13 protein-coding genes are annotated in these 13,139 nt (G+C 70.8%); 9 read left to right on the top strand and 4 right to left on the bottom strand.

Annotated elements, in window-relative coordinates; genetic code table 11:
• Positions 1-42 precede the first annotated feature (42 nt).
• From hppD to nthA, 4 genes are all read left to right on the top strand, one after another.
• On the top strand, positions 43-1,197 hold the full coding sequence (gene hppD / locus ACIO9J_RS36180) for a 4-hydroxyphenylpyruvate dioxygenase (protein WP_402008938.1): 1,155 nt from the start codon (positions 43-45) through the stop codon (positions 1,195-1,197).
• A 107-nt stretch (positions 1,198-1,304) separates the two neighbouring features.
• On the top strand, positions 1,305-1,586 hold the full coding sequence (locus tag ACIO9J_RS36185) for a hypothetical protein (protein ID WP_402008941.1): 282 nt from the start codon (positions 1,305-1,307) through the stop codon (positions 1,584-1,586).
• Complete coding sequence (locus ACIO9J_RS36190) at positions 1,579-1,857, top strand: SH3-like domain-containing protein (RefSeq protein WP_402008944.1); 279 nt, start codon at positions 1,579-1,581, stop codon at positions 1,855-1,857. The genes ACIO9J_RS36185 and ACIO9J_RS36190 overlap by 8 nt, the downstream gene beginning before the upstream one ends.
• A complete protein-coding gene (nthA, locus tag ACIO9J_RS36195) occupies positions 1,854-2,441 on the top strand; it encodes a nitrile hydratase subunit alpha (protein WP_402008946.1) in 588 nt (195 codons plus the stop codon). Before ACIO9J_RS36190 ends, nthA begins: the two co-directional genes overlap by 4 nt.
• On the opposite strand, the gene ACIO9J_RS36200 is transcribed toward nthA, so the two are convergent.
• On the bottom strand, positions 2,404-3,996 hold the full coding sequence (locus tag ACIO9J_RS36200; RefSeq protein WP_402008949.1) for a tetratricopeptide repeat protein: 1,593 nt from the start codon (positions 3,994-3,996) through the stop codon (positions 2,404-2,406). The two genes, nthA and ACIO9J_RS36200, sit on opposite strands and share 38 nt — an antisense overlap.
• 98 nt (positions 3,997-4,094) lie before the next feature.
• Here ACIO9J_RS36200 and ACIO9J_RS36205 point away from each other — a divergent pair, with 98 nt between their 5' ends.
• Complete coding sequence (locus tag ACIO9J_RS36205; protein WP_402008952.1) at positions 4,095-5,465, top strand: FAD-binding oxidoreductase; 1,371 nt, start codon at positions 4,095-4,097, stop codon at positions 5,463-5,465.
• 37 nt (positions 5,466-5,502) lie between these two features.
• Here the strand turns inward: ACIO9J_RS36205 and ACIO9J_RS36210 are convergent, their stop codons facing one another.
• Positions 5,503-5,982 (bottom strand): SsgA family sporulation/cell division regulator, encoded by a 480-nt coding sequence (locus ACIO9J_RS36210; protein WP_402008955.1) that lies wholly within the window; start codon positions 5,980-5,982, stop codon positions 5,503-5,505.
• Between the two features lie 268 nt (positions 5,983-6,250).
• Between ACIO9J_RS36210 and ACIO9J_RS36215 the strand changes: the two genes are divergently transcribed.
• Both ACIO9J_RS36215 and ACIO9J_RS36220 read left to right on the top strand, forming a co-directional pair.
• Positions 6,251-7,825: an RDD family protein gene (locus ACIO9J_RS36215; protein ID WP_402008957.1), complete on the top strand. Its 1,575-nt coding sequence runs from the start codon at positions 6,251-6,253 to the stop codon at positions 7,823-7,825.
• Positions 7,826-7,926: 101 nt separating this feature from the next.
• Positions 7,927-8,634 (top strand): RDD family protein, encoded by a 708-nt coding sequence (locus ACIO9J_RS36220; protein ID WP_402008960.1) that lies wholly within the window; start codon positions 7,927-7,929, stop codon positions 8,632-8,634.
• Positions 8,635-8,771: 137 nt separating this feature from the next.
• Here the strand turns inward: ACIO9J_RS36220 and ACIO9J_RS36225 are convergent, their stop codons facing one another.
• A complete protein-coding gene (locus ACIO9J_RS36225) occupies positions 8,772-9,050 on the bottom strand; it encodes a hypothetical protein (RefSeq protein WP_402008962.1) in 279 nt (92 codons plus the stop codon).
• Positions 9,051-9,589: 539 nt separating this feature from the next.
• Here ACIO9J_RS36225 and ACIO9J_RS36230 point away from each other — a divergent pair.
• Positions 9,590-11,956, top strand: coding sequence for an immune inhibitor A domain-containing protein (locus ACIO9J_RS36230; RefSeq protein WP_402009370.1), 2,367 nt, complete (start codon positions 9,590-9,592; stop codon positions 11,954-11,956).
• A gap of 147 nt (positions 11,957-12,103) precedes the next feature.
• Positions 12,104-12,451, top strand: a complete 348-nt coding sequence (locus ACIO9J_RS36235) for a hypothetical protein (protein ID WP_402008964.1) — start codon at positions 12,104-12,106, stop codon at positions 12,449-12,451.
• A gap of 63 nt (positions 12,452-12,514) precedes the next feature.
• Here ACIO9J_RS36235 and ACIO9J_RS36240 read toward each other — a convergent pair whose 3' ends face one another.
• Entirely contained in the window at positions 12,515-13,099 is a 585-nt protein-coding gene (locus ACIO9J_RS36240) for an isochorismatase family protein (RefSeq protein WP_402008967.1), read from the bottom strand.
• Between the last annotated feature and the right edge of the window lie 40 nt (positions 13,100-13,139).

Below are 13,139 nucleotides of genomic sequence, written 5' to 3' on the forward strand. Positions count from 1 at the left end.
CGAACTATTGCGCACCTTGTGGAACGGCGGGAGCCTCGGGCCATGGCAACTTCCGCGAACCCCACCCACACCACCCCCGACACCGCGCGCGAGGCCGATCCCTTCCCGGTCAAGGGAATGGACGCGGTCGTCTTCGCCGTGGGCAACGCCAAGCAGGCGGCGCACTACTACTCCACCGCCTTCGGCATGAAGCTCGTGGCCTACTCCGGACCGGAGAACGGCAGCCGCGAGACCGCCAGCTACGTGCTCACGAACGGCGCCGCCCGTTTCGTCCTCACCTCCGTCATCAAGCCCTCCACCGACTGGGGCCACTTCCTCAGCTCGCACGTCGCCGAGCACGGTGACGGCGTCGTCGACCTCGCCATCGAGGTGCCCGACGCGCGCGCCGCGTACGCCTACGCCGTCGAGCACGGCGCGCGCGGCATCACCGAGCCGTACGAGGTCAAGGACGAGAACGGCACCGTCGTGCTCGCCGCCATCGCCACCTACGGCAAGACCCGGCACACGCTGGTGGAGCGCGTCGACTACGACGGTCCATACCTGCCCGGATTCGGCCCCGCGAAGCCGATCGTCGAGCCCCCGGCCAAGCGCACCTTCCAGGCCATCGACCACTGCGTCGGCAACGTCGAGCTCGGCAAGATGAACGAGTGGGTCGGCTTCTACAACAAGGTCATGGGCTTCACGAACATGAAGGAGTTCGTGGGCGACGACATCGCGACCGAGTACAGCGCGCTGATGTCGAAGGTCGTCGCGGACGGCACCCTCAAGGTGAAGTTCCCGATCAACGAGCCCGCGATCGCCAAGAAGAAGTCGCAGATCGACGAGTACCTGGAGTTCTACGGCGGCGCCGGCGTCCAGCACATCGCGCTCGCCACGAACGACATCGTGGAGTCCGTACGGACCATGCGCGCGGCGGGAGTCCAGTTCCTGGACACCCCCGACTCCTACTACGACACGCTCGGCGAGTGGGCCGGTGAGACCCGCGTGCCGGTCGAGACGCTGCGCGAGCTGAAGATCCTCGTCGACCGCGACGAGGACGGCTACCTGCTCCAGATCTTCACCAAGCCGGTCCAGGACCGGCCGACGGTCTTCTTCGAGATGATCGAGCGGCACGGGTCGATGGGCTTCGGCAAGGGGAACTTCAAGGCGCTCTTCGAGGCGATCGAGCGGGAGCAGGAGAAGCGGGGCAATCTGTAACGGGCTCAGTCGCGGGCTGCGCCCAGCTCGTCCTCAATCGCCGGACAGGCTCGAACTCCTCGTGCCTGTACGGCGATTGTGCGTTCCCGGGCGGCTAGTGTGCCGCCATGGCCAGGATCAACGACGTCGGTGGCATGCAGGGGTTCGGGCCGCTCGACACCCGCGATGACACCGAGCCCTTCCACGCCGACTGGGAAGCGCGCGTGTTCGCCCTGAACAGCGCACTCGTACGGGAAGGCGTCTACAACCTCGACGAGTTCAGGGACGCCGTCGAGACGATGGAGCCCTCCGCGTATCTGGCGGCCTCGTACTACGAGCGCTGGTTCCACGCGATCCGCACGCTGCTCGAACGCAAGGGCGTGCTCGAACCCGGAGCGCTCGATGGGTGACCGCTTCCGGCCCGGCGCGTCCGTGCGCACCCTGCACCACGACCCGCCCCACCACACCCGCCTGCCGCGCTACGCCCGCGGCAAGCACGGCGTGGTCGTCGAGCCCGAGGGCCGCCACCCGCTGGCCGACGTCCGCGCGCGGGGCGGGGACGACGCGCCCGTCGAGCAGGTGTACGCCGTGCGGTTCACGGCCCGCGAGCTGTGGGGCGAGGGCGACCACCACGTCGTACTCGACCTGTGGGAGAGCTACTTGGAGGACGGGACGTCATGAGCGGAACGCACGCGGACGCGCTGATCTCACGTCAAGTACGGCGCCTGGAAACCCTGTTGGAGGAGCGCGGCATCGTCGCGGGAGCGGCCCTGGACGAGCTGCTCGACGCGTTCCTCAGCGGCGCGAGCCCGCTCAACGGCGCCCGCGTCGTGGCCCGCGCCTGGACCGACCCCGCCTACAAGGACCGGCTGCTCGCCGACGGCACCACCGCCGTCACCGAACTCGGCTACGCGGCCGGGGGCGTCCAGCCGCAGCGGCTGCGCGTCGTCGAGAACACGGCCGACACCCACAACGTCGTCGTGTGCACCCTCTGCTCCTGCTACCCGGTGCGGCTGCTCGGGCCCTCGCCGAGCTGGTACAAGAGCGAGGCGTACCGGTCCCGGGTCGTGCGTGAACCCCGTGCCGTACTGCGGGAGTTCGGGGTCGAGCTCCCTGAGCGTACGGAGATCACCGTCTGGGACTCCACCGCCGAGACGCGGTATCTGGTGCTGCCGCGGCGGCCCGAGGGCACTCAGGCGCTCGCCGAGGAGGAACTGGCCGCCCTCGTCACCCGGAACGCGTTGATCGGGACCGGGGTTCTCTGAGGTTCGTTGTCGCCTGCGGGGGCTTGGGGGCTGGGCGCGCAGTTCCCCGCGCCCCTGACGGGGCGCTGCCTGCCTGCGCCACCGGGCGCGGCGCGTACATCTCCTCCGGGCCGCCCTCCGGCGGTTCGCCCAGTGCTGCCAGGGACTCCTTCGCCGCCGGTACGGCCAGTGGCGAGAAGAACGGATTGATCCGCAGTGCCTCGCCCAGGTGACGGCGCGCCGCCCCGTACTCGCCCAGTTCCCGCTCGATCTGGCCCCGGTGGTAGGCGAACAGGGCGCTGCGCGGGCCCTTCTCCATCGCCTTCGTGACCAGCTTCAGGCCCGCCTCGCCGTCGCCGGAACGGTGCAGCGCCCAGCCGAGCGCGTCGGCGGTCGCCGGGCTGCCGTGCCGCTTGTACTCGGTGGTCAGGCGCTCCACCGCCGCGTCCGCGTCCCCGTGGTCCGCCTCGAACAGGCCGAGCACCCGCTCGTTGTTGACCCCGCCCGCGCCCTCCTGCCTCACCCGGGCCCGCAGCACGTCGTACTGCGCGCGCGCCGCCGGGATCAGCTTCAGGGACTCGTACAACTCGCCCAGTTCCAGGGCGTATTCGGGCATCGGCTGCCTGGTGAGCGCCGAACGGTAGGCGTGCAGCGCCTCCGAGGAGCGGCCCAGCGCGGCGAGGGCGCGGCCCCGGCCCGCGAGGGCCGCGTGCTGCTCCGGGTCGGCCGCGAGCGCCGCGTCGTAGTACCGCAGTGCCTCCGCCGGCTCGCCCCGGTCCCAGGCGAGATCGGCGACGCGGTCCAGGCACGCCGCCTTCTCCGCGGGGGCCTCGGCCAGCGCCGCAGCGTCGGCGAGCGCGGCGCCCGCGTCCTCGCGCCAGCCCCGGTCCCGGTAGACCTGTCCCGCCCGCGCCAGCACCGAGGGCCCCGCGCCCAGCTCCTGGAGCGATTCCAGGGCCCTGCCGACGCCCTTCGCGTCGCCGAGCCCGGTGTAGGCGTCGATCAGCGCCGGGTACGCCGTCCACCGCTTCGGCGCCTGCCGGGCCGCCCGCTCGCCCCAGGTGCGGGCGGTGCGGTAGTCGTGCCGGGCGTTGGCCAGCGTCGCCAGGCCGGTCAGGGCCTCGGCGTTGCCTTGCGGCCGGGCCTTGAGCGAGGTGCGCAGCGCGCGTTCCGCCTTCGGGTAGTACGCGGCGTCGGCGGTCCGCGCGCCCCGTGCCACGTACGCCGAGCCGAGCACCGCCCAGGACTGGTCGTCACGGGGATGCGCCTTCACCTGCGCCTCGCGCTCCCCGATGAGCGCCGTCAGATCGGGCAGCGCGGCGGGCACGCCCGCGCCCACGGCGACCATGGCGCGCCCCGCGGGTCCGAGCGCGGGCGGTGCGGCCTTCCCGCCGGACTCCGGCAGCAGGACGAGGACGCCGCCGAGCACCACGCTCCCCGCGACGGCGGCGAGCAGGGCACGCTTGACCGCGGGCCGCATGCCGGGCCTCGCGGCGGGGGCCGGGGCGGGCTGCTCGGTGGGCTCTCCCGCGGGTTCCACGGCGGGCTGCGCGTAGGGCTGCAACGAAGGCTCCATGACCCTCACTGTGCGTCAATACGACGAGCACACCCGGGCGGCCCGATCGGCGTCGCACACGGGTTCACACCGATGGCCCCGGGTGCGAGGCTGTGATCATGAGCCGCACACTCATCGAACTCCTCCACGAGGGCCTGCCCGCCGAAGCGGTCCTCACGGATCCCGACGTCACGTCCTCGTACTCCCACGACATGGCGAGCTTCTGCGCCGCGGGCGTCCCCGCCGCGGTCGTCCTGCCGCGCACCGTCGAGCAGGTCCAGCACGTCATGCGCACCGCCACCGAACTGCGCGTCCCCGTCGTCCCGCAGGGCGCGCGCACGGGCCTCTCGGGCGCCGCCAACGCCAGCGAGGGCTGCATCGTGCTGTCCCTCGTCAAGATGGACCGCATCCTGGAGATCAGTCCCGTCGACCGGATCGCGGTCGTCGAACCGGGCGTCGTCAACGCCGCGCTCTCCCGCGCGGTGAACGAGCACGGCCTCTACTATCCGCCGGACCCCTCCAGCTGGGAGACCTGCACCATCGGCGGCAACATCGGCACGGCCTCGGGCGGCCTGTGCTGCGTGAAGTACGGAGTCACCGCGGAGTACGTCCTCGGGCTCGACGTCGTCCTCGCCGACGGCCGCCTGATGAGCACCGGGCGCCGAACCGCCAAGGGCGTCGCGGGATACGACCTGACCCGGCTCTTCGTCGGCTCCGAGGGCAGCCTCGGTATCGTCGTCCGCGCGGTGCTCGCACTGAAGCCCCAGCCGCCGCAACAGCTGGTCCTCGCCGCCGAGTTCGGCTCCTCAAAGGCCGCCTGCGACGCCGTCTGCAAGATCATGGAGGGCGGTCACGTCCCCTCACTGCTCGAACTGATGGACCGTACGACCGTGAAGGCGGTCAACGACCTGGCCCACATGGGCCTGCCGGAGACCACCGAATCGCTGCTGCTCGCCGCCTTCGACACGCTCGATCCGGCCGCCGACCTCGCCGCCGTCGGCGCGCTCTGCACCGCCGCGGGCGCCACCCAGGTGGTCCCCGCAGAGGACGCGGCCGAGTCCGAACTGCTGCTCCAGGCGCGGCGGTTGTCCCTCACGGCACTCGAAGCCGTCAAGGGCACCACGATGATCGACGACGTGTGCGTACCGCGCACCCGGCTCGCCGACATGCTCGACGGCGTCGAACGCATCGGTGAGAAGTACGGCCTGACCATCGGGGTCTGCGCGCACGCGGGCGACGGCAACACGCATCCCACCGTCTGCTTCGACGCGGCAGACCCCGACGAGGCACGGCGCGCCCGCGAGTCCTTCGACGAGATCATGGCCCTCGGCCTGGAACTCGGCGGCACCATCACCGGCGAGCACGGCGTCGGGGTCCTGAAGAAGGAGTGGCTGGCACGCGAGATCGGCCCGGTGGGAGTGGAGATGCAGCAGGCCGTCAAGGCGGCCTTCGACCCGCACTCGCTCCTCAACCCGGGCAAGCTCTTCTGACGGTTGTCCTCCGCGGTCGCCCCCGTGGCGGCGGAGCTCACTCACCGTCCTTGGACTCGTCCGAGGGCCAGGGGTCGCTCAGCCACAGCTCGTCGACGCGGCCCGGGGTGGGTGCGAGCAGCTCGGCGAGGCCGTCGTCGATGCCGAGCTGCTCGGACTCAGAGCCCGGAGGGACCACCCGCAAGGTCCGCTCGAGCCAGGCGGACACGGCTGCGGCCGGGGCCTCCAGGAGCGCGTCGCCGTCCGGCGAGCTGAGCGCCATCAGGACGACGCTGCGCCCCTCCACCTTCGTCGGCCAGACCCGCACGTCACCGTGACCGCAGGGCCTGAACACCCCCTCCACCAGGAGCTCGCGGGCGAACGTCCAGTTCACCGGGTGCTCCGAGCCGATGTGGAAGGCGATGTGGACGGCGTAGGGGTCGTCGGTGCGGTAGGTGAGGCGGGCCGGGACGGGGATGGCCCGTTCCGGCGAGAGGACCAGCTTCAGTTCGAGCTCGCGTTCCACCACGGAGTTCATGACGGGTGCTTCCTTTCCTCGTGCGGGACCGCTGGGAGCGGACCCGTACGAGTGGAGAGCGCGAGATCGCCGGAGCATTACGCGAGTTCCGGAAAGTTTCTTCGGACGACTTCGAAGAGGTGCCCGGCGGGGGTGCGCGGCACGCGGGGGATGTGTGGGGAGCGTGCCCGGAAAGTGGTCCGTAGGACGGGACCGGCCCAGTGGGACACCGGGGTCTGATAGATGTGGAGCACCTAAAAGACCCCCGAGCAGATACGGGACGACGGACATGAGCGCCCCAACTCCGGCCCCAGGCGACGACAGGCCCCGCGAAGGCTACTACCCGGATCCGTCCATTCCCGGATATGTCCGGTACTGGAACGGTGCCGCCTGGGTGCCCGGTACGAGCCGTCCCGCGCCGACCGACGGCGAACCCCTGCCGCCCCCGCCCGGAGCGGGCACCGCCGCCCCGGTCCAGACCCCGGTGTTCCCCGCGCCCGCGGAGGAGACGGGGCCCGTCTTCTTCGACGAGGAGCCCGCGGCCGCCGCCGGACCCGCCGCCGTCCCTGCCGCCGACGACTCCGCGCAGCACGGCGCGCGGCCCGAACCCGCCTCCGCCTGGCAGGCCGACGCCGCCCGGCAGTCGGGCCTCGGCGGCGAGGCCGAGCGCCGGATCTCCTGGGGCGCGCAGGGACAGGCCGACCCGCGCGTGCCGAACGAAGGGACGCCCGCGGGGACGCCGGTGGCACCGGGCGCCGCCGAGGCCGCCAAGCCGCCGGAGATGCCCAAGGCCCCCGAGCCGCTCGCCCCTTCGGACGACCACAGCAACCCCGGCACCGTCGCGATCCGCGCCATAAGGCCGGGCGCCCCGAAGCCGCCCACGGGCGAGGGCACCGTGACGTTCCGCCGCCCGACGGGCCCCGTGCGGCCCGCGAGCCCCGGCACTCCCGCTACTCCCGCGACCCCCGCGGGTCCCTCGGCGGCGAAGCCCGGCGGCGCCGCGACGCCCGCGGCCTCCGGCGGCGCCGAAGGGACCATGGCGATCCGCGCGCTGCGGCCCAAGTCCGGTCGACGGGACGCCGGGACCGCCGCCGCGCAGGCCTCCGTACCGCCCCAGGCGCCCGCGCAGCCGGCGGCCCCTCAACCCCAGCCCCAGTCCCAGCACTCCGTGCCGCAGCAGGGCGGTGCCGTCGGCGCGGGCGGTGTCCCCTCGCCCGTCACCGCGGGGCCCGGCGGCGGTTCGCCGTCCTGGGCGCAGCAGGTCCACCAGCTCGCGGGACCCGGCGGCCAGACCCCGGCGCAGGGCGCCGACGAACAGCCCGTCGTGCCGTGGAAGCCGGTGGCCAGCGACCCGTTCGCCGCGCTCGCGCAGGCCCAGGCGTCGGCCAGGCCGGCCGGACTCGGCAGGCGACTGGCGGCGCGGCTCATCGACACCGTCGTCCTCGTCGCCGTCACCGGCGCCGCCGCGCTGCCGCTCGGCACCAAGGCCGCCGACCACGTCGACAGCAAGATCGACGCGGCGAAGATGTCCGGCGAGCAGACCACGGTCTGGCTCCTCGACGGCACCACCGCGGGCTACCTCGGCCTCATCCTCGCCGTCCTGCTGCTCTTCGGCGTCGTCTACGAGGCGCTGCCCACCGCCAAGTGGGGCCGCACCCTCGGCAAGAAGGTGTGCGGGATCGACGTGCGGGACATCGAGGGGCACGAGACGCCCTCGTTCGGGGCGGCGCTGCGCCGGTGGCTGGTGTACAGCGTGCCCGGCGTCCTCGTGATCGGTCTCGTGGGCGTGCTGTGGTGCCTCTTCGACAAGCCCTGGAAGCAGTGCTGGCACGACAAGGCGGCCAATACGTTCGTCGCCGGGTGACGGCGGGCGGGACAGCGGCGTGACCCCCGTACGCCCGCCGGGGTAACCCGGTCAGCCGCTCGCCGGATGCGGAGCGTGGTCCTTCACGGTCGACTCGGGCCATGAGCACCGAACCGCCGCAATACCCGCCCCCGGACGACGACCCGTTCAAGAAGCAGCCGCCGCAGCAGCCCCCGCAGGGCGGCGGCTCCCCGTACGACACCCCGCCACCGGGCGGCGGCTCCCCCTACGGGAGTCCGCCCCCGGGAGACGGCGGCGGTGGTTCCCCCTACGGCACTCCGCCGCCGCCCCCGCCCTACGGGGGTGACCCGTATGGGTCCGGCGGCGGACCCGGCGGCTACGGCGGACAGGACCCCCTCGCCGGGATGCCGCCGCTCGCCGACAGCGGAAAGCGTGTGCTGGCCCGCATCATCGACATGATTCTGGTGGGCATCGTCGTCGGCCTGCTGTCGTGGCTCTTCGGCACGTCCGAGTACGACATCGACCCGGACAAGGTGAACACGGGCAAGTCGTTCGGCCAGTCCCTGCTGGCCGCCGTGCTCTACATCGCGTACGACAGCTTCATGATCTCCAAGAGCGGCCAGACGCTCGGCAAGAAGTGGCTCGGCATGCGCGTCGCGAACCTCAACGACGGGGCGACCCCCACCCTCCAGACGGCACTGGCCCGCGCGGCCGTCCTCTGGCTGCCGTTCGCGTTCTGCTGCGCCTGCATCTGGACGGCGATCTGCGGTGGCTGGAGCTTCTTCGACAAGCCCTACAAACAGGGCCTGCACGACAAGGCCGCGAAGACGGTGGTGGTCAGCGCCTGACCACGGCGGCGGTCGGCGCGAGGACGCCGACGCCAGGTGCGGCGGTGGCACCTGATCCGGCGGGTCCGTTCCCACGGGCCCGCCGTTTCGCTTGCCCGGTTACGGGGCGCGGACCCGCAGGGGGGTCCGCGGACTCGCTACGGGTGCGCGGACTCGCTCGCCATCGACTCGGCGAGCACGCCGCGTTGCGCAGGCACGCGCTCCTCGGGGGGAGGGGCCAGGGTCCTGGCCGCGGGTGCGGCCGGTTTGGGGAACGGGACCGTCAGCGCCACCAGGAGGCCGAGGCCGAGCGCGGCCAGGGCTATCACCGCGATGCCGACCCCGGAACTGGTCTGGGAGAGCAGCAGCATGGCGAGGGTGGAGAAGACGACGGTCACGGAACCGTAGGTGATCTGTGCGGTGGTCGGACGAGGCATGGGACGAGGCATGACGTGATCCGTCCTCGGCAGTGATCCCCTCACGCTTTTGGCCATGAGGGTGAATGCGGATGTATGAACGGCTGTATACGAATCAAAGGGGGCTCGACGGCGGCGACTTGGGATGTGACGCCTCGCGCGGTAGCGCACCGTCGATTGACTCTATTCCGCTGCATGCCCGACGGGAACGGGTGGTAAGCGTGACCTAACCCACGGTGCCGGAGCACAGGGGGCGCACGGGTTCATGGCGTCCAGCAAGTGGACGGTACGGCGCGCCCGTTGGCCTTTTCGGTGGGGGAGTGCTCCCTGTCCGGATACCGGATCCGGCGGCCTGCATAGTGCACTTGGCCTGTTCAAGTCAAGGTCTGTCTTTTCTCCCGTACTTCCGGTCGAATGTCGTCACTTGTGACGCGTACATCGCGCGCGGACCTCCTCCGACCGGGATCTCGGTCCGCCAATTCTCGCGCGGGCGCGGGGGAGGACAGCATCAAGTGACAGTCAGAACACGGACGTTCAGAGCCACCGCGGTGGCCGTGGCGATGGCCGCGGCCGCCGCGACGTACTCGGCGGCGACCGCGACGGCCGACACCGGCACCTCGGGCGGGGCACCGGCCGTCGACCGGCAGGACCCGTCGAGCGCCAAGGCGCAGGTCGACCACGATCTGGACGGACCGTTCAGCAAGCAGCAGGCGCAGCAGCGCAAGGCCGCCCTGCAGCAGGTCGTCGCGGGCGACGCCAAGGTCCAGAAGAAGGGCGGCTCCAAGGTCGTCAAGCTCGACGACAAGAAGTACGTCGAGCTGGGCCGGGAGAAGACCGACAAGATCTTCACGATCCTGGTGGAGTTCGGGGACAAGGTCGACGACACGACCATGTACGACCCGGACGGTCCCGAGGGCCCCGAGCAGCCGGTCAAGAAGTACGGCGGCAAGCCCGGACCGCTGCACAACAAGATAGCCAAGCCGGACCGTGCCAAGGACAACAGCACGGCCTGGCAGAAGGACTACAACCAGAAGCACTTCCAGGACCTGTACTTCGGGAAGGGCAAGGACTCCAAGGGCAAGACCAAGGAGTCCCTGAAGACCTACTACGAGAAGACCTCCTCCGGCCGGTACTCGGTCGACGGTGAGGTCTCCGACTGGGTCAAGGTCGACTACAACGAGGCCCGTTACGGCTCGAACTACTGCGGCGACACCAACTGCCCCAACGTCTGGGACGCGGTCAAGGACGGCGTGACCGCCTGGTCCAAGGACCAGAAGGCCAAGGGCCGCACCGACGAGCAGATCAAGACGGACCTCGCCAAGTACGACCAGTGGGACCGTTACGACTTCGACGGCGACGGCGACTTCAACGAGCCCGACGGCTACATCGACCACTTCCAGATCGTCCACGCGGGCGAGGACGAGTCGGCCGGCGGCGGCGTCGAGGGCACCAACGCCCTGTGGGCGCACCGCTGGTACGCGTACGGCAACGACGCGGGCAAGACCGGTCCTGCGGACAACAAGGCCGGCGGCACCCAGATCGGCGACTCGGGCATCTGGGTCGGCGACTACACGATGCAGCCGGAGAACGGCGGCCTCGGCGTCTTCGCCCACGAGTACGGCCACGACCTCGGTCTGCCCGACCTGTACGACACCTCGGGCAAGGGCGAGAACTCGGTCGGCTTCTGGTCGCTGATGTCGGCGGGCTCCTGGCTCGGCACCGGCAAGGACGCCATCGGTGACCTGCCGGGCGACATGACCGCCTGGGACAAGTTCCAGCTGGGCTGGCTCGACTACGCCAAGGCGAAGGCCGCGACGACGTCCGAGCACAAGCTGGGCGTCTCCGAGTACAACACCCGGCACCGCCAGGCGCTCGTCGTCGACCTGCCGAAGAAGGCCGTGACCACCACGGTCACCAAGCCGACCGAGGGCTCCAAGCAGTGGTGGAGCGACCAGGGCGACGACCTCAAGAACACCCTGACGCGCTCGGTCGACCTGACCGGCAAGTCCAAGGCCGAGCTCTCGCTTGACGGTTGGTGGGACATCGAGGCCAACTACGACTACCTCTACACCGAGGTCTCGACGGACAACGGCGCCAACTGGACGCCGGTGGACGGCACCGCGGACGGCAAGCCGATCACCCGTGACGCCGGCGACAAGCCCGCGTTGACCGGCGCCTCGGCGAAGTACAAGAAGCTGGTCTTCCCGCTCGACGCCTACGCGGGCAAGAAGATCGACGTCCGCTTCCGCTACTCCACGGACGGCGGCGCGGGCGGCAAGGGCTTCACGGCCGACGCCCTGGCGATCACCGCGGACGGCACCAAGCTCTTCGAGGACGGTGCCGAGGGCGGCGACAACGGCTGGACGGCGAAGGGCTTCTCGCGCATCGGCGAGTCCTTCACCAAGAAGTACGACCAGTACTACCTCGCCGAGAACCGTCAGTACGTCTCGTACGACAAGACCCTCAAGGTCGGCCCGTACAACTTCGGTTTCTCGCAGTCGCGCCCCGACTGGGTCGAGCACTACCCGTACCAGACCGGCCTGATGGTCTGGCAGTGGGACACCTCGCAGAAGGACAACAACACCAGCGCCCACCCGGGCCAGGGTCTGATCCTTCCGGTGGACGCCCACGCCAAGCCGCTGAAGTGGTCGGACGGCACGATCCTGCGCAACAAGATCCAGCCGTTCGACGCGCCCTTCAGCAAGTTCGCGACGGACAAGCTCACGCTCCACAACGCGGACGTCGCGCTGAAGATCAAGTCCCAGAAGGGCGTCCCGGTCTTCGACGACCACAAGGGCACCTACTGGTACAAGGAGAACCCCACGGGAAGTGTCAAGGTCACTGACACCAACACTCAGATCAAGATCATCAAGCAGCCCAAGGACGGCTCGACGATCACGGTCCAGGTGGGTCCCTCCAAGAAGTAATTAGCGTTTTCGCAGGTCAAGCCATGATCGGCCGTCGCCCTCTAGCGGGCGGCGGCCGATCGTGTTTAGGTGCGTGCTGTGGCTTTCTTATTGACGCGGGGCCCGGCCAGGGGTCCCGCGCGATGTCTCACGGGGGTGTGACGAAGCATGTCCGCAGGAGGTTTCTGCAAGCTGCCGAACGGCAGCGTGGTGGTGGCACTGACCCTGCCGAGCCCGTCGGGCGGCGGCACGGTCCGCATGATCGTGCACGCCGTGAACCGGGCCAGGGCGCTGACCCGGCTGCGCAACCTCGGCATGCGGGCGGTGTACCTCCGCGGCAACGCGGAGCCCCCCACGCCGGACGAGGTCACGGCGGTCCTGCACCACCCGGACGGCCTCATATGGCGCACGGCACCGGATGACGCGCGGGAGCTGTGGCATCCGATCAGGGCACTGAAGAGACAGACGCGACCGCAGGTCGCCAGAGGCGAATCCAGCCCCTCCGGCGCTCGATGAATCCAGCCCTTCCGGCGTTTGAGGAGCGGGGTCCGGGGCGGAGCCCCGAGTCAGGACCCCGGGTCACATGACGGGCTTCCCGATGAGCTCGACCCCGGCGGCCCGCAGCTCGGCGACAGCCGCCTCCGTGGTGGCCGCGGCGACCCCCGCCGTGAGGTCCAGCAGGACGGTGGTCCTGAACCCCTCCCGCGCCGCATCCACAGCGGTAGCACGCACGCAGTGGTCCGTGGCGATCCCCACCACGTCCACCTCGGTGATCTCCCGCTGGCGCAGCCACTCCGCGAGGGGGACGCCGTTCTCGTCCGCGCCCTCGAAGCCGCTGTAGGCCGCCGAGTAGGCCCCCTTGTCGAAGACCGTGTCGATCGCGCCGGAGGCGACGGCCGGGGCGAAGTTCGGGTGGAAGCCGACGCCCTCGGTGCCCGCCACGCAGTGCGGCGGCCAGGAGTCGACGTAGTCCGGGTGGTCGGAGAAGTGGCCGCCGGGGTCGACGTGGTGGTCGCGGGTGGCCACCACGTGCCGGTAGCCGGCCGGTGCCTGGCCGATGAGCTCGGTGATGGCGGCGGCCACGTCCGCGCCGCCGGCCACCGCGAGGCTGCCGCCTTCGCAGAAGTCGTTCTGCACATCGACGACGATCAGTGCGCGGCGCATGACGGGTTTCCTTCGGCTCGGCAGGGCGGGGAATCGTTGG

Source organism: Streptomyces sp. NPDC087300 (assembly GCF_044744425.1).
Classification (GTDB): domain Bacteria; phylum Actinomycetota; class Actinomycetes; order Streptomycetales; family Streptomycetaceae; genus Streptomyces.